Source organism: Pseudomonas sp. WPR_5_2 (assembly GCF_003634475.1).
Taxonomy (GTDB): domain Bacteria; phylum Pseudomonadota; class Gammaproteobacteria; order Pseudomonadales; family Pseudomonadaceae; genus Aquipseudomonas; species Aquipseudomonas izuensis.
In genome coordinates this window covers 90,676-108,095 of the sequence record NZ_RBLA01000010.1, presented here as the reverse complement: position 1 = coordinate 108,095, position 17,420 = coordinate 90,676, and the positions used below count along the sequence as shown (strand labels likewise).

Sequence of the window (17,420 nt, the reverse complement as noted above, 5' to 3'; positions counted from 1 at the left end):
CAAACAGTCAGGATCTGCAATTGTCGCGAGCAAAAAAAACCGGCCATCTCTGGCCGGTTTTTTTATTGCTGCGGTTTAGCGGGGCTGATTAAGCACCGTACACCGGCAGCTTCTTGCAGATGGCTTTGACTTTCTCACGAACGGCGTCGATCACCGCTTCGTTGTTCAGGTCAGCCAGGATGTCGCAGATCCAGCCGGCCAGTTCCTTGCACTCTGCTTCCTTGAAGCCGCGAGTGGTCACAGCCGGAGTGCCGAAGCGCAGGCCGGAAGTGACGAACGGGGAGCGTGGGTCGTTTGGCACGGAGTTTTTGTTCACGGTGATGAATGCCTTGCCCAGAGCGGCGTCAGCGTCCTTACCGGAGATTTCCTGTTTGATCAGCGACAGCAGGAACAGGTGGTTTTCAGTACCGCCGGAGACCACGTCGAAACCGCGCTCGATGAACACGCTGGCCATGGCCTGGGCGTTTTTCACCACTTGTTGCTGGTAAGCCTTGAACTCAGGCTGCAGCGCTTCCTTGAAGCAAATCGCTTTAGCCGCGATCACGTGCTCCAGCGGGCCGCCCTGGGCACCCGGGAATACTGCGGAGTTCAGCTTCTTCTCGATGTCGGCGTTGGCGCGAGCCAGGATCAGGCCGCCACGTGGACCGCGCAGGGTCTTGTGGGTGGTGGTGGTCACCACGTCAGCGAACGGAACCGGGTTCGGGTAGACGCCAGCGGCGACCAGACCGGCCACGTGGGCCATGTCGACGAACAGGTAAGCGCCAACCTTGTCGGCGATTGCGCGGAAGCGCGGGAAGTCCAGGATCTGCGAGTAGGCAGAGAAGCCGGCCACGATCATTTTCGGCTTGTGCTCGACGGCCAGGCGCTCGACTTCGTCGTAGTCGATCAGGCCATTGGCGTCGATGCCGTACTGGATGGCGTTGTACAGCTTGCCCGACGAGGAAACGCTGGCACCGTGGGTCAGGTGACCGCCATGGGCCAGGCTCATGCCCAGGATGGTGTCGCCGGCCGACAGCAGGGCCAGGTAAACGGCGCTGTTGGCTTGCGAGCCGGCGTGCGGCTGGACGTTGGCGTAATCGGCGCCGAACAGCTCTTTGGCGCGATCGATTGCCAGCTGCTCGACGACGTCGACGTACTCGCAACCACCGTAGTAGCGCTTGCCCGGGTAACCTTCGGCGTACTTGTTGGTCAGTACCGAGCCTTGAGCTTCCATCACCGCGGGGCTGGTGTAGTTTTCCGAAGCGATCAGCTCAATGTGCTCTTCCTGGCGCTGAGCTTCTTGCTCCATGGCGGCAAAGAGATCGGCGTCGTACTTGGCAATAGTCAAATCACGGCTGAACATGGCGGTCCTCAAGGATCGGGGGCAGAAAAGGGGGGCATTCTACCCCATCGGGTTTTAGATGGCATATGAAACGGCATCATGTCGCAGACAAGTGGGCTTCATGACTGACATGCGGCGCCTGTGCAGGCCCCATCGCTGGCAAGCCAGCTCCCACAATGTCCGTGTTTGAGCCATGAGTATTGATCCACGGCGGGACCCTGTGGGAGCTGGTCTGCTGCCTCACTGCAAAACCTCAGTCAAACATGAACAGCGCATCATTGCTGAACTGCAGTTCGAACTTGTTCGCCGGCATCGGGTGGCCGAACAGATAACCCTGAACCTCGTCACAGCCGTGCTCCCTCAGGAAATCAAGCTGCTCGTGGGTTTCGACGCCCTCGGCGATGACCGCGAGGTTGAGGCTGTGGGCCATGGCGATGATCGCCCGGGCAATCTGCGCATCCTGTTCACCCGACGGCAGGCCATCGACGAAGGTGCGGTCGATTTTCAGCACGTCGATCGGGAACTGCTTGAGGTAGTTGAGCGATGAGTAACCCGTACCGAAGTCGTCGACCGCAATGCTCAACCCGAGATTCTTCAGGCCATCGAGAATATGCATCGCTTCGCTGACCTCGCGCATCAGGATACTTTCGGTCAGTTCCAGTTCCAGGCACGCCGGCGGCAGGCCGGTGTCCTTGAGGATGGTGGCGATCCGCGTACCGAGCTGGCCGTCGGAGAACTGCCGCGCCGAAATGTTCACCGACACCTTCGGGACGCGTACTTTGGCCTGATGCCAGGTCTTGAGCTGGCGGCAGGCTTCGCTGATCACCCAATCGCCCACATCCACGACCAGGCCGAGTTCTTCGAGTACCGGAATGAAGTCTCCCGGCGGTACCAGGCCACGGCGCGGATGACGCCAGCGCAATAGCGCCTCGGCACCGGTCAGGCGTTTGCCGTCGCCGCTGAATTGCGGCTGATAAAACAGCACGAACTCGTTCTGTTCCAGGGCATGGCGCAAATCGCTTTCCAGTTCCAGACGCTCCAGGGCGCTGGCGTTCATGTCCGCCTGATAGAACTGGAAGTTGTTCTTGCCGCGCTCCTTGGCGTGGTACATGGCGGTGTCGGCGTTCTTCATCAATTGGCTGAGTTCGTCGCCATCCTGCGGGCTCAAGGCGATGCCGATACTGGCGGTGACAAAGAACTCGCGACCTTCGAGCACGAACGGTTTCACCAGACTGGCGAGAATCTGTTCCGCCACGTGAATCGCCCGGTTCAGGGCGATCTCACGGTTGATCCGCGGTTGCAGGAGCAAGGTGAACTCGTCGCCACCCATGCGTGCCACCGTGTCGTCATCGTCGACACAACCGAGCAGGCGCGTGGCCATTTCCTTGAGCATGCGGTCGCCGGCGGCGTGACCCAGGGAGTCGTTGATCGGCTTGAAGCGGTCGAGGTCAAGGAACATCAACACCACCCAGGATTTTTGCCGGTCGGCCGCTTGCAACGCAGTGTGCAGGCGGTCCTGGAACAGTGTGCGGTTGGGCAGGTGCGTCAGGGCGTCGTAATAGGCGAGGCGATGGATCCGTTGCTCACTGGCCTTGCGTTCGCTGATGTCGCTGAAGAAGCAGACGTAACTGGCCAGATCGCCTTCGTCGTCCAGCACTGCGGTAATGCCGACCCACGCAGGGTAATGCTCGCCATTGCGGCGTTTGAGCCAGACTTCGCCTTCCCAGGTGCTGTTCTGGTTCAGTTGCTTGAGCACGTAGCGCAGATGGGCTTCCTGCTGCTCGTCGACGGTCAGTATGTTCGGCAACTGGTCGAGCACCTGTTCAACCGCATACCCGCTGACGCGGCTGAAGGCCTCGTTGGCCTGGACAATGTAGCCGGCGGGGTCGGTGATCAGGATCGCCGAAGTCGAGTGTTCAAAAACCGTAGCGGCCATGCGCAGGTCTTTTTCGGCACGGCGTTGCTGGCTGATGTCGCGGCCGACACCTAATACGCCTTCGAATGCGCCGTGTTCATCCCAGACCAGCACCAGCCGCAGCTCGATGGGTATCTTGCGCCCATCGGCCCGCAGGCAGTCGAACAGGAACAATTGGGTCTGTCCCTGGTTGCGCAACAGTGCCAGTTGCTCGGGATGATCAAGCGCTTTGCTGACCCGCTCCATCAGGCTATAGATGCCTGTCAATTGTTGCGGGTTGGCAATGGTCGATTGCCAACCGTTCTGGAAAATCCACTCGGCGTCGTAACCCAGCACGGTTTGCACCGATGGGCTGACATAGTTGAGCGACATGCGGTTGTCGGTGGAGAAAATCACATCGCTGATGCTTTCGGCGAGCATCCGGTAGCGCTGCTCGCTATCGCGCAGGGACTCACTGGCTTCGATCTGCTCGGTGACGTCCTTGGCCACGCCAATGATGCGGATCACCTGGTCGTGCCCGTCTCGCGCCAGTGCCTGTTCACGAATGTCGAAGCGGCGCCATTCGCCGTCCCGGTGACGGAAGCGCAACTGGCATTGCATCAATTGGCTGTAGCCACCTTGCCGCTGGACCTGGCGCGAGCGGTGATAATGGTCGGCATCGTCGGGGTGCAGGAGGATTTCCCAGAAGTACTCGCCCATTTGCTGCAATTCGGTGCGGTTGTAGCCCAGGGTCTGGCCCAGATGGTGGTTGCTGTAGATCATGCGCTGGCTGATCACGTCCTGCACGTACAGGTGATCGGGGACGGTGCGCACCACATCGGACCAGAATCCTTCGCGTTCCTGCAGCGACAACTCGATGAGCTTGCGGCTGGTGATGTCGGTGATGCTCAGGATCACCGCTTTATAGTCTTCGGGGCTTTGCGGCAGGCGCAGCACCAGCCACAGGTGCTGGTCGCGGCCCATGGCATCCTGGAGTTTGATCTCCAGCTCAAGTTGTTGCTGCTGGTTGAACACCGCTTCGAGCACTTGATTGCCGATGGCGCTGCCATCGAGCGGGTTGCCGTCGATCAGCAAGTCCCAGGCTTGCCCGCAGGTGCTGACATTGAGCAGCTGCAGGGCCACCTGGTTGACTTCGGTAATCCGCAGCGCCAGCAGTAACTGCAGGCGTTGTTCCGGGTCCTCGAGCCAAGATTGCAGTTGCTCGTTGCCTTGCAGCCGAGCCTTGTCGAACGTGCTCTTGAGGCCGGACATGTCGAGTACGCACAGCGCAACGCCGGTGCCTTCGAAAATCTCCTGATAGCGCCGACGACCCTCATGCAACTGTCGCTGACGTCGGCGCATGTTCAGCAGGACGATAAACGGCAACATGGAAAAGGCCAGGCCCAGCAGGCATTTGCCGATGAAGGCCGGTAGCAGCTCTTCGAGCACACGCTGGCGATCGAACAGACCGCGCAGTTGCCAGTCGCTGCTACTCAGCGGAACGGTCAGTACGCTATTGCCCAGGTCGTCCTGGGTCAGCGTGCCCGGGTTGACCAGCGGCAGTGCTTCATCGCGGCTGATGATCTGGTGGTTGTAGCGGTTCTCCACCAGCCACTGCGGACGGCCATCGGTCTCGTTCAGTCGGGTCAGTGATGAAAAAAACGTTGGTTTGAGGCGCAAGGCCCAGTAGCCACGAGTGCTGCCGCTGACCTGATGCAACAGCAGATGCACCACCGAGCCATCAATGGCATTGCTGAAGTAATGAGGCTGGGCATGACTGCGCCGGACCAGTTCACTCAAGTAGTCGGCGTCTTCGCTATTGGTGGCGCTGTCCTTGAGGATGGTCCCGGAGGGGCTGAGCAAGGCCAGGCTGGTCAGGTCCGGCAAGGATTTTTGCAGCTTGCGCAGGAGCTCCTGCTGTTCGTCGGTACTTTGCGGCTGTTCGACGATCGGTAGCAGGTTAAGGGCAATCTGCGCGTTGAGCGCCATGTTCTGGCTGACTTGCGCGGCCAGGTCGGCGGTGTAGTCGATGGTGTACTGCCGCTGGTTTTTCCGGGTCTCACGCAGTTGGTCCAGCAGTTGCCAGAACAGCAGTGCGAGCAACAACAGAACGAGTGTCGCCAGCGCACCTTTCAGAGTCCCGCGCAGGGGCGAACCAGGTGCCGCTGTCGGTACACTGGGGGTCAGGGACGGAGGGACATTGGACAAACTGTAATCCTGCGGTTTGGCTGGACTGGCGCGACATGCACTATAAGCCGGACGCCCGAAGGGCGGCTAGCATGCCTTGAGTTGTGGCAAAGTGCCAGCCCCGCTCGGCTGGACTGCCTCTCGTCATTAAGGTAGCTTTGCCGGTTACGCGGGAGCGTTCCAGTTCCTAAAATCAGGCTTTTTTCAGCGCGCACGCATTGGTTTCCATCAAGCGGTCAACGCGCAAGGTCTGGCCGGGCATCGCCTGCGCTCTATTCATTCATCAGTCACTGACCCTAGGTTCTCCATGGCTCAATACGTATTCACCATGCATCGGCTGGGCAAAGTTGTTCCGCCGAAGCGGGAAATCCTGAAAAACATCTCCCTGTCGTTCTTCCCCGGCGCCAAGATCGGCGTGCTCGGCCTCAACGGTTCGGGTAAATCCACGCTGCTGAAAATCATGGCAGGCGTCGACACCGAGTTCGACGGCGAAGCCCGTCCGATGCCGGACCTGAACATTGGTTATCTGCCGCAAGAGCCGCAACTTGATCCGACCAAGACCGTGCGTGAAGTGGTCGAGGAAGCAGTCAGCGTGATCAAGGACGCCCAGGCGCGTCTGGACGAGGTCTACGCGGCTTATGCCGATCCGGATGCCGACTTCGACAAACTGGCTGCCGAGCAAGCCAAGCTGGAAGCGATCCTGCAAGCCAGCGACGGTCACAACCTGGAGCGTCAGCTGGAAGTCGCCGCCGATGCGCTGCGCCTGCCGGCCTGGGAGGCCAAGGTCGAACACCTTTCCGGTGGTGAAAAGCGTCGCGTGGCCCTGTGCCGCCTGCTGCTGTCCGCCCCCGACATGCTGCTGCTCGACGAGCCGACCAACCACCTGGACGCCGACTCCGTCGCCTGGCTTGAGCACTTCCTGCACGATTTCCCGGGCACCGTCGTCGCGATCACGCACGACCGTTACTTCCTGGACAACGTCGCAGGCTGGATCCTGGAACTCGACCGCGGCGCGGGCATTCCTTACGAGGGCAACTACTCGGGTTGGCTGGAAGCCAAGTCCGATCGTCTGGCCCAGGAATCCAAACAGCAGTCGGCTCACGAAAAGGCCATGAAGGAAGAGCTGGAGTGGGTGCGCAAAGGCGCCAAGGCTCGCCAGTCGAAATCCAAGGCCCGTCTGCAACGCTTCGAAGAAATGCAATCGCAGGAATTCCAGAAGCGCAGCGAAACCAACGAGATCTACATCCCCGCCGGTCCGCGCCTGGGCGACAAGGTCATCGAATTCAAGAACGTCACCAAGGGCTACGGCGATCGCGTATTGATCGACAACCTGTCGTTCTCCATGCCTAAAGGCGCCATCGTCGGCGTGATCGGCGGTAACGGCGCGGGTAAATCCACGCTGTTCCGCATGCTGATGGGCAAGGAAACCCCGGATTCGGGCAGCATCGAAGTTGGCGAAACCGTGCAGCTCGCTTGCGTGGATCAGAGCCGTGAAGACCTGGACGGCAGCAAGACTGTGTTCCAGCAGATCTCCGACGGTTCCGACCAGATCCGCATCGGCAACTACGAGATCCCGTCGCGTACCTATGTCGGTCGCTTCAACTTCAAGGGCGGCGACCAGCAGAAGTTCGTCAAGGACTTGTCCGGTGGTGAGCGCGGTCGCTTGCACCTGGCCCTGACCCTGAAGGAGGGCGGCAACGTCCTGCTGCTCGACGAACCGTCCAACGACCTCGACGTCGAGACCCTGCGTTCCCTGGAAGAAGCCCTGCTGGACTTCCCGGGCGCCGCCATTGTGATCTCCCACGATCGGTGGTTCCTTGACCGCGTCGCGACTCACATCCTGGCGTACGAAGACGATTCGCAAGCGGTGTTCTTCGAAGGCAACTACACCGAGTACGAAGCCGATCGCAAAAAGCGTCTCGGCGAAGCGGCTGCCCAGCCACATCGTGTACGGCACAAGAAACTGGCCTGATTTGGGGTTGGTGGCATGAAAAAAGAACGGAGCCTTCGGGCTCCGTTTTTTTTTGCGCGGTTTTTCAGTGATGTCGCAGTGAGTCGATCGCGAGCAAGCTTTGCTCCCACACAACTGTAGGAGCAAAGCTTGCTCGCGATGGCGGTGTAACTGTTGGTGCATAACTCAAGGATGGCCTCCCTATTGGGGTGCAAAAACACCCGGAAAACAGGGCTAATTTATATCCTGTGTACCATTTAATTTCATAAAAGCGACACTTTGCTCTGTTCCTGTGCGCGAATCGTTTGTTACAGTCCGGCTCAATTTCTTCCAACGACAATAAATTTGCCGAGACTTTTCCATGATCGAATCCGTCGAATCCTTCCTTGCCCGCCTGAAAAAACGCGATCCGGACCAACCTGAATTTCACCAGGCTGTCGAAGAGGTCCTGCGCAGTTTGTGGCCTTTTCTCGAGGCCAATCCGCACTATCTGACTTCAGGCATTCTGGAGCGGATTTGCGAGCCGGAGCGGGCAATCGTGTTTCGGGTTTCCTGGGTCGACGATCATGGCAAGGTGCAGGTCAATCGCGGGTTCCGCATCCAGATGAATAGCGCCATCGGTCCATACAAGGGCGGGTTGCGCTTCCACCCTTCGGTGAACCTGGGTGTGTTGAAGTTCCTCGCGTTCGAGCAGACCTTCAAAAACTCGCTGACGTCGTTGCCCATGGGCGGTGGCAAGGGCGGTTCGGACTTCGATCCGAAAGGCAAAAGCGATGCGGAAGTCATGCGTTTCTGCCAGGCCTTCATGAGCGAGCTGTACCGTCACATCGGTGCCGACGTTGACGTGCCGGCGGGTGATATCGGTGTCGGCGCCCGCGAGATCGGTTTCCTGTTCGGCCAGTACAAGCGCCTGAGCAACCAGTTCACCAGCGTTCTGACCGGCAAGGGCCCGAGCTACGGCGGCAGCCTTATTCGCCCGGAGGCTACTGGTTTCGGTTGCGTGTACTTCGCCGAGGAAATGCTCAAGCGTCGCGGCCTGGCAGTCGAAGGCAAGCGCGTGGCGATTTCCGGTTCCGGCAACGTCGCGCAGTACGCGGCACGCAAGGTCATGGACCTGGGCGGTAAAGTGATTTCGCTGTCGGATTCCGAGGGCACGTTGTACTGCGAAAGCGGTTTGACCGAAGCACAATGGCAAGCACTGCTGGAACTGAAAAACGTCCAGCGCGGGCGGATCAGCGAACTGGCCGGCCGTTTCGGTCTGGAGTTCCTCGCCGGCCAGCACCCGTGGGGCCTGAGCTGCGACATCGCGCTGCCGTGCGCCACCCAAAACGAACTGGATGCCGATGCCGCTCGCGCGCTGCTGCGCAACGGCTGTATATGTGTGGCGGAAGGCGCAAACATGCCGACCACCCTTGAAGCGGTGGACCTGTTCATCGAGGCGGGGATTCTGTTCGCACCGGGCAAGGCGTCCAACGCCGGCGGGGTTGCCGTGAGCGGGCTGGAGATGTCGCAGAACGCCATGCGCCTGCTGTGGACCGGTGGTGAAGTGGACAGCAAGCTGCACGCAATCATGCAGTCGATCCACCATGCTTGCGTGCATTACGGTGAAGAGAACGGCCAGGTCAACTACGTCAAGGGCGCGAACATCGCCGGTTTCGTCAAGGTCGCCGATGCCATGCTGGCCCAAGGCGTCGTCTAAGCCGGTTCGATGCGGATGACTTCGATCCGTTGATCGCCGGCCGGGCGTTGCCACAGCACCTCGTCACCGGGGTGCGCCCCGAGTAACGCCCGACCCAGCGGCGACCCCCAATTGATCAGGCCTTTGGCGGCAGCGGCCTGGTCTTCGCCGACCAGTTGCACGCAGTGCTCGGTACCCTGTTCATCGGCGTAGGTGACCCGGCTGCCGATCTGGACCTTTGTGGTTGACGTCGCGGGCGGCACGACCTGGGCACTTTGCAGGCGTTGATGGAAGTAGCGTAAGTCGCGTTCAAGGTTGGCCAACAGTTGTTTGTCAGCCTGATCGCCGAGTGCCGATTGCTCGCCATGCAGCACTTGCAACTCGGCAACCTTGTCTTGCAACAGGCTCAGGCCGGCAGGCGTGACGTAATTGGGTTGCCCGCTGACCTGCCGTTCGACCGGCTGATCGGTTTGCGCGGCAGCGTTGTCTTCATTGACGAAGGCGCGACTCATGGTGTTCTCCCGATAGGGGCTTGGGCCATGGTTGCAAGCTTTGCTCTTGCGAGTTTTGGCCGTCAATAGTGATACCACTTCACCTCAAGCATCACTTCGTTCCCGGGCGAGGCCAGATGACTGAATTCGCGCTGGGCACTCAGGCGCACGCCCAGGTTGCGTGACCATTCCCACTGCTGATTCAGGCTCACGCTGCGACGTACTTCGCCATTGGTGAAAAAATCCCCCCTGGTTTCCAGACTGAGGTTGCCCAGCGGGTTTTTCCACAACAGGCCCGTGTTGAAACCTGCCGCCGGCGCGATAAATCCGGCGAAATCATTGTTGTGCTCCACGCGCACGGTACCCAGGGCGAAACCCAGCATGTCGTCGCCCAGTTGCCAGGTGCCGCCGCCCCCGCCATTGACGTGGCTGACCAGATTTTCATCGTCATGCTTGCCCGGTACCCGCTCCAGGCCACCCGTGACTTGCCACGACAGTGGTTGCAGCAGCTCATTGCGCGGAGTCAGGGAGCGAATGGTCGCCAGGTCCAGTTGCTGCACCTGCCAGTCATTGCCTTCGTACTGACGCAGTTTCAGTTGCAGGATTTCGATCTGCGCGCCAAGGGGGAAGCTTTCGGCATTGTCGTTCAGGTCGTGATAGGCCATGCGCAGGCCATATTCGCCAAACGCGCGGTCGCCACGGGTGCCCAGGCCGGCCTGCCAGGTGCGGGATTCGTGGCCGTCCTCGGGCAGGCCGGGTTGTGGGATGTCCAGCTCCGGCGCCGGGTTCTGGTTGATTGCCCGCAATAATTCGAAACTGCGTTGCGCCCGTTGCGAGTCTCGTTCCTGGCCGTTGGCGCGGTAACGTTCCAGGCGATAGGCCGCGTCGACGATCAGCGCCTGGCGGTCACGGGGTTGTGCCTTGAATGCCGGGGTTTGCAGTTGTTTCTGGTCGGCGCTGACTTTCAGCACCCACTGTTGTTCTTCTTCGGTCAGGGACTCGGCGCGACTCAGCAATTCCCGTTCGCGGGAAGGGCGGTATTGAATGGACTCCACCAGCCCGGCCTCCTTGACGGCTTTGACGGTGTCGGTGGGAATGGCGGTGAGCGGGAATTGTCCGGTCAGGCGCAGGCTCGGACGCGCCACTTGCAGCAGTTCCAACAGGCGATAGGAGCAGTTTTCGTCGAAGAAGAAGTAATCGAATTTGATCTGCTTCAACTCCCAGACGTGCTCGACCATGCGCTCGGTTTCGGCCTGAGTCAGGTTCAGGCGGTACTCCCACAGGTCACGGTTTTCCAGGCTGCGGTATTCCGAGAGTTTTTCCTGATAGGGCACAAGGGCAAACAGGCCGGGATAGCCGCCCATCAGGCCTTTCCAGGCGTAGAGGATGCTGTTGTCCGAGCCTTCGATGTACGCGCCGAAGTTGATCGCGTAACTGAGCAGCGACGTCTTGTCACGCTGCACATCTGCCTGATCGATGCGCAGCAGGGTATGGCCGAACATGGAGGATGGGCTGTTGAGGTAGGCCGCCGGGAAAATCATCACTGCACTATGGGGCGAGACGTCCTTGAACCACTGCTTGAACCCGGCGCAGTCCGGCGTCGGCAGGTCGGTCAGGTTGAGCTGCGCTTTCAGCCAGCGGGTACGCGCCGGGTAAACGCATTGTGCATGTCGTTCACCGGCACTGGCCGGGGCGTACAGCGCTTGTACGGTAGCCGCCAGTTCATGGTCAGGGTGTTCATTGCCATCGACGGCGAGGAAAAACTTCTTGTCGCTGACATAGCTGCGCCAGCCACCGAGCTTGGCAGTTTCGTAATGACCCAGGGAAATCCAGAAGGGGTCGTTGGCCAGTTGCTGCAAACGTTGATTGTCAATGTGAGGCGCGGCGGACAGCGGGGCGCAGACACAGAGCGCCAGCCAGGCAAGGCGTTTGAGCATAGTCAGCAACTTAAACAGGAAAAGAACAAAGCCCGGCGTTGATGATGCCGCTTGAAAGGCGTTACCCAAAGACGGACAGGTCTAAAAAATAAAAAGCCCGCTTCCCCAAGAGAGGCGGGCGGGTCGAGCTTATGCTTGAGTGGCGTACTTCGCCAGACGCGGGTCGTTCTTCAGAACGGCCAGGGTATTGGTATGCACATCTTCCGCGGTCACATCCGCCTTGCTGAAGATCTGCTGGAAGTGTTCGTGAGTGACGGCGGCGAAGTGCGCACGGTCTTCCGGCGCCACGCCCAGTACCACGGCGTAAGTGGTCAGCGCTTCGCCCTGACCCTTGGCCATGTCTTCGGACAGCTCGTTCATCATGCCATTCATGGCAAACCAGGATTTGCCGCCATAGGTCAGCGCCGCGTTGGTGGCGCAACCGTTGGTGCCGGACGTCATGCCGAAGGTTGCGTTACCGGAAGTGCCGTTGGTGGTGGATGCCAGGAAGTGAGCCGGAGTACCACGCTTACCTTCGAACAGCATGTTGCCCCAACCGCAATCCGGGCCGCCTGGCGCCTGAGCCATGGCGTTGATGGATACAGCGGTGAAGAGAGTACCGAGAAGAATCCGTTTCATAGCTTTGTTCTCTTTATGTGCGTACCAATGAACAAGGGTCTGGCCCGGCTCTGTACGCAAACTGCGAGGTTCGTACAGACCCAACGGCGCCATTTGGGCCGGTTATCAGTCCAGCCGCGCAGTTTGGAGTTTAGGCACGATCGCGCGGTTCCGTGATTTTTTGCAAAACATTCGATGAAAACGGTGATTTGGCGCCGCTCAACGCCGGGGTTTCGGCTTGTCTATGCTTTGGTCTGAGGCGCTCCTTGCCAGTCAGGCACGGGCGGCGCCAGAATGCCGCTATCTGCCCCGCCTGATGTAAGGAAGCCCGATGCCTGATCCTGTTGCTGCCAGCTTGCGTCTAGCGCCTGAAGCGCTGACCCGTCCGTTTTCCGCTGAACAGTTCAGCTTCTCTACCACCAATGATCTGGAGCCCTTTCGCGGTGTGCTTGGCCAGGAACGAGCGGTCGAAGCCTTGCAGTTCGGTGTGGCCATGCCACGCCCCGGTTACAATGTATTCGTCATGGGCGAGCCCGGCACCGGCCGGTTTTCGTTCGTCAAACGCTACCTGAAAGCCGAAGGCAAGCGCCTGCAGACCCCGGCGGACTGGGTCTACGTCAATAATTTCGATGAGCCACGCGAGCCGCGCGCACTGGAGTTGCCGTCAGGCACCGCCGGCGCCTTCATCGGTGACATCAACGGCTTGATCGATAACTTGCTGGCCACCTTTCCAGCCGTGTTCGAGCACCCGTCCTACCAGCAGAAAAAAAGTGCCATCGACCGCGCCTTCAATCAGCGCTACGACAAGGCGCTGGACGTGATCGAGCGACTGGCCCTGGAGAAAGACGTCGCGCTCTACCGCGACAGCAGCAACATCGCATTTACCCCGATGCTCGAAGGCAAGGCACTGGATGAGGCGGAATTCGCCCAGTTACCGGAAGTCGATCGCGAGCGCTTCCACGAGGATATCTCCAACCTCGAAGAGCGCCTGAACGAAGAACTCGCCAGCCTGCCGCAATGGAAGCGTGAGTCGAGCAATCAACTGCGCCATCTCAACGAAGAAACCATCACACTGGCCTTGCAGCCATTGCTGTCGCCGTTGTCGGAGAAGTACGCCGAGAACGCGGCGGTCTGCGGCTACCTGCAAGCCATGCAGGTGTACTTGCTCAAAACCGTGGTCGAGCAACTGGTCGACGACAGCAAGACCGACGCCGTCGCTCGTAAATTGCTGGAAGAGCAATACGCGCCAAGCCTGGTGGTCGGTCATTCGGCCAGTGGCGGTGCGCCCGTGGTGTTCGAGCCGCACCCGACTTACGAAAACCTGTTCGGCCGCATTGAATACAGCACCGATCAGGGCGCGCTGTACACCACCTACCGCCAGCTGCGGCCGGGTGCGTTGCACCGGGCCAACGGCGGTTTCCTGATCCTTGAAGCGGAAAAAATGCTCAGCGAGCCGTTTGTGTGGGACGCGCTGAAGCGTGCCCTGCAATCGCGCAAGCTGAAAATGGAATCACCGCTGGGCGAGATGGGCCGCTTCGCCACGGTGACCCTGACCCCGCAGCACATTCCGTTGCAGGTCAAAGTCGTCATCATTGGTGCCCGTTCGCTCTACTACACGTTGCAGGACCTCGATCCGGACTTCCAGGAAATGTTCCGCGTCCTGGTGGATTTCGATGAAGACATCCCGATGGTCGATGAAAGCCTGGAGCAATTCGCCCAGTTGCTGAAAACCCGTACCTCCGAAGAGGGCATGGCGCCGCTGACCGCCGATGCAGTGGCGCGTCTGGCAACGTACAGCGCGCGTTTGGCCGAGCATCAGGGGCGGTTGTCGGCGCGGATCGGTGATCTGTTCCAACTGGTCAGCGAGGCGGATTTCATTCGTCACCTGGCCTCTGACGAAATGACCGACGCCGGTCACATCGAGCGGGCGCTCAAGGCCAAGGCCACCCGCACGGGGCGTGTGTCGGCGCGGATTCTCGATGACATGCTGGCGGGAATCATCCTGATCGATACCGATGGCGCCGCCGTCGGCAAGTGCAACGGCTTGACGGTGCTGGAGGTCGGCGATTCAGCCTTCGGGATACCGGCACGGATTTCCGCCACGGTGTACCCGGGCGGCAGCGGCATCGTCGACATCGAGCGTGAGGTCAACCTCGGTCAACCGATCCACTCCAAAGGCGTGATGATTCTGACCGGGTATCTGGGCAGCCGTTACGCGCAGGAATTCCCCTTGGCGATTTCCGCGAGCATCGCCCTGGAACAGTCCTATGGGTATGTGGATGGCGACAGTGCGTCACTGGGCGAGGCATGCACCTTGATTTCGGCCCTGTCGAAAACGCCGCTCAAACAGTGCTTTGCCATCACCGGCTCGATCAACCAGTTCGGTGAAGTGCAGGCGGTGGGCGGGGTCAACGAGAAGATCGAAGGTTTCTTCCGGCTCTGCGAGGCCCGTGGGCTGACCGGGGAGCAGGGGGCGATCATTCCGCACGCGAACGTGGCCACGCTGATGCTCGACGAGAAAGTGCTGGCCGCGGTGCGCGCGGGGCAATTCCATGTCTATGCGGTACGCCAGGCCGACGAGGCGCTGAGCCTGTTGGTCGGCGAACCGGCAGGCGAGCCCGACGAGAATGGCGAGTTTCCTGAAGGCAGCGTCAACGCGCGAGTGGTGGAGCGCTTGCGGGTGATCGCGGAAATGATCAGCGAGGATGACCTCAAGGAAGCGGAGAAAGAGATGGCGGTCGAGGCGCTGGTGGAGGCCAAGCCGGCTTGATATAGCTGCTCACCCCTCGATCCACTGTGGGAGCGAGCCGGCTCGCGAAATCGATCTGACAGTCACTGATTTTTTGGCTGACATGACGCTTTCGCGAGCCGGCTCGCTCCCACATTTTTATCTGGTTTGAATTCAAAAAGTGCCATCACTCTGGCGTCAATATTCACACAATGACCATTCGGCGCCTTCTGGTCTCACCTGGCGTGCCAGTCAAACTTTTCCTCTATTATCAGCACAAGGATATGGACAGTAATCACTGGATCGAGACAGCCTTTGCGTAAAGGCTGAATACCGGATCTACCGAGGGTCGCCGCCATGTCGCGCAACCTCTGCCTCACCCGTCAATGTCTGGGTCTTGTGACCCGTATCGAATGCGCCATCAAACCCTTGGCTGGCGATACGGGCATGTGGACCTTACTGTTCGCCGCCGGAATGGCCGGTGAGCAACCTTCAGCCATCAAAGCCCAAGGCCCGTTTCATGGCCCTTTCGTGGCCGAGTCCATCCTCGACACCATTGTTGAAAGCCTGACCCTGCACGGTTACGAGCTGGCCGACGATCCGCAAATCTGGTGCCTGCATCTGCAAGCCCAGCTGCGGGAAATCAATGGTGGCCGTTGCCGCAGCGTGGGTGGCTTCGAGTTCCGTCCAGAGCATTGATTCGCGCTATTGGGCCAGCTTGGACATGTCAGCCTTGTCGAGTTTGACCTCGTAACCGTATTGCACGGTGGCGAGGTCGGTTCGCTGATAGGTTTCCAGGCGTGTGGGTTGCCCATAGAAGTAGTGCACGGCAAACAGCCCGGGGCCTTCCGGGCTCGCATCGTGGTTGACCGCAAGAATTTCCTTGAGGTAGTGACCGCTGTCGTCCTTGGCGTAAAACCGCCAATCCTGCTCGGGAAACACCTTCAGATCCACCACCAGTGCGTTGTCCTTGAGATCCAGGCCTTTGGGCAGTTGGTGGGCGTCGATGCTCTGTTTGTCGACGGTGGCCAGGAACAGCGGTATGGAGCCCACCACGTACGCCGGTGTTTCCGGAAACAGATTCAAGTCGTAGGTGATGGTGCCGCGCAGGGGATCGACCTGATACGCCTCCGGCGGCAGTTCGATCGGCTCGTAACGTTTGCCCTTGCTGTCCTCGGTGAAGAAGCTGACCGGGCTTTCACCTGGATTGAAGGAGGTGCCGAGCAGTTCGTCATTGAAGCTTCTGAGGTGAGTGAATTCGACTCGCGCAGCGCTCGGGTCCTCCACCGATTGGCTGATGCTGACAGCCTTTTTCAGTTGATCCTCGGTCAACGTCGCACCCTTGAGCCAGTTCGGCGCCTGGTCGTCATACACCACCACTGGCAGGTTCAGGGGCTGGATGTTCTTCTGTGTGGTGTGGCGGTCGAAACGACGGATCGGCAGGTTCAGGTCCTTGCGGGTGACCGTGACGGCTGAAAAGTCCAGCAGGCTGACTTCGAGGGTGTCGATCGGTCCGTTGAAATACACCTTCGAATACCGGTGGGATTGTTGCTTCTCGAAGGTGCGCTGTTCTTCATCGAGCTGTTTTTCAAACTCCTCGCTCCAGGCCTTTTGTTGCTGCATTTTTGCCAGCTGCCGCTGATAGAAGGCAATCTGCGCAGCCGTTTCGTTGATCGAGCCTGAACGCGAGAGAAATTGCCCGGTGGCGTCCCGGGCCTGGACGATCAGCGGATTCAGGGGTGTTTCCCCGATCTCCGGAGCCTGCGGTGCGCTGTTGTTGAATTCGATTTCCGCGTAGTTATTGCCCAGTTTCAGCAGGGTGACGCTGAGATTGTCGTTCGTGCGAGTCTGGCCGACATCCTTTTTTGTCAGGTCGAAGCTGTAGAGCCGGCGCGGCGCAATGACTTCCACCTTGCCTTGCAGGCTGACCGGTTGCGGCTGCTTCTTGATGTCGACATCGAGGCCTTCGATGAACGGGTAGGCCACGGTCAGGTCATCGGGATTGGTCAGGTTGGAGCTCGAAGGGCTCAGCTGGATACCGGGATCGGTTTCCGACCATTCCGGCTGGAAGGCAATGATGCGTTTGTTGCTCAGGGTGACCGACTGCCATTCCAGCCCATGGGGAAAAAGAAACGCGGCCGGCGTGCTGAAGTTGAAGGGAAACACCGGTTGCAGGTCGGTCAGGTAGTCGGAACTGGAGTCCTTGTGCAGCACGAACAGGCCGTTGATGTAGGTGTCGACCAGGGCTTGTGGCGAGGGGTAGTGCTTGAGAATGGCGAGGGCGTCTTCACCGTATTCGGTCACCACCGGTTTGCTGTCGAGCTTGAGTTGCGCCCGTTCGAGCAGTAACAGCGAGCCACCGAGTTCGGCCACGGCATCCTTGAGCTTCGGGTCCGCAATGGCATCCAGCGATTTTTCGAACTGCGCCGTTTTCTCCTCAAGGCTGACCTCGCGCTTCTCGTCGCTGGGTGAGCAAGCGCTCATCAGCAGAGCCAGGCAGATTCCGGCACTGGTTAAAGGCAAACGCAGATCCATTTCCAGTTTTCCTGTCCGATATCACTGAGCTGTCAATGGTTTGGACACTAGCAGAAAAACTTTGACACACACGCGCAGGTGGCGGATTTCCCGACGGTTTC

At 59.7% G+C, this 17,420-nt stretch carries 10 protein-coding genes; 4 read left to right on the top strand and 6 right to left on the bottom strand.

What is annotated here, in order from left to right:
• Window positions 1-88: 88 nt before the first annotated feature.
• Both glyA and BJ917_RS28735 read right to left on the bottom strand, forming a co-directional pair.
• On the bottom strand, window positions 89-1,342 hold the full coding sequence (gene glyA, locus BJ917_RS28740) for a serine hydroxymethyltransferase (protein ID WP_008022534.1): 1,254 nt from the start codon (window positions 1,340-1,342) through the stop codon (window positions 89-91).
• A gap of 232 nt (window positions 1,343-1,574) precedes the next feature.
• Window positions 1,575-5,423, bottom strand: a complete 3,849-nt coding sequence (locus BJ917_RS28735; RefSeq protein ID WP_121105730.1) for a bifunctional diguanylate cyclase/phosphodiesterase — start codon at window positions 5,421-5,423, stop codon at window positions 1,575-1,577.
• 286 nt (window positions 5,424-5,709) lie between these two features.
• Between BJ917_RS28735 and ettA the strand changes: the two genes are divergently transcribed.
• Both ettA and gdhA read left to right on the top strand, forming a co-directional pair.
• The gene (ettA, locus tag BJ917_RS28730; RefSeq protein WP_096515042.1) at window positions 5,710-7,374 is read left to right on the top strand and encodes an energy-dependent translational throttle protein EttA; all 1,665 of its coding nucleotides are present in this window, start codon (window positions 5,710-5,712) and stop codon (window positions 7,372-7,374) included.
• 340 nt (window positions 7,375-7,714) lie between these two features.
• Entirely contained in the window at window positions 7,715-9,052 is a 1,338-nt protein-coding gene (gene gdhA / locus BJ917_RS28725) for an NADP-specific glutamate dehydrogenase (protein ID WP_121105728.1), read from the top strand.
• On the opposite strand, the gene BJ917_RS28720 is transcribed toward gdhA, so the two are convergent.
• From BJ917_RS28720 to BJ917_RS28710, 3 genes are all read right to left on the bottom strand, one after another.
• A complete protein-coding gene (locus tag BJ917_RS28720) occupies window positions 9,049-9,543 on the bottom strand; it encodes a GreA/GreB family elongation factor (RefSeq protein ID WP_121105726.1) in 495 nt (164 codons plus the stop codon). The genes gdhA and BJ917_RS28720 overlap by 4 nt on opposite strands.
• Before the next feature lie 62 nt (window positions 9,544-9,605).
• Entirely contained in the window at window positions 9,606-11,459 is a 1,854-nt protein-coding gene (locus tag BJ917_RS28715) for a DUF4105 domain-containing protein (RefSeq protein WP_121105724.1), read from the bottom strand.
• A 129-nt stretch (window positions 11,460-11,588) separates the two neighbouring features.
• The gene (locus BJ917_RS28710) at window positions 11,589-12,077 is read right to left on the bottom strand and encodes a DUF3015 domain-containing protein (RefSeq protein ID WP_121105722.1); all 489 of its coding nucleotides are present in this window, start codon (window positions 12,075-12,077) and stop codon (window positions 11,589-11,591) included.
• 310 nt (window positions 12,078-12,387) lie between these two features.
• Here BJ917_RS28710 and BJ917_RS28705 point away from each other — a divergent pair, with 310 nt between their 5' ends.
• Window positions 12,388-14,826, top strand: coding sequence for a Lon protease family protein (locus BJ917_RS28705; RefSeq protein WP_096515051.1), 2,439 nt, complete (start codon window positions 12,388-12,390; stop codon window positions 14,824-14,826).
• Window positions 14,827-15,141: 315 nt separating this feature from the next.
• Window positions 15,142-15,483 (top strand): hypothetical protein, encoded by a 342-nt coding sequence (locus BJ917_RS28700; RefSeq protein ID WP_047533476.1) that lies wholly within the window; start codon window positions 15,142-15,144, stop codon window positions 15,481-15,483.
• A 6-nt stretch (window positions 15,484-15,489) separates the two neighbouring features.
• On the opposite strand, the gene BJ917_RS28695 is transcribed toward BJ917_RS28700, so the two are convergent.
• Window positions 15,490-17,319, bottom strand: coding sequence for a hypothetical protein (locus BJ917_RS28695; RefSeq protein WP_096515053.1), 1,830 nt, complete (start codon window positions 17,317-17,319; stop codon window positions 15,490-15,492).
• Between the last annotated feature and the right edge of the window lie 101 nt (window positions 17,320-17,420).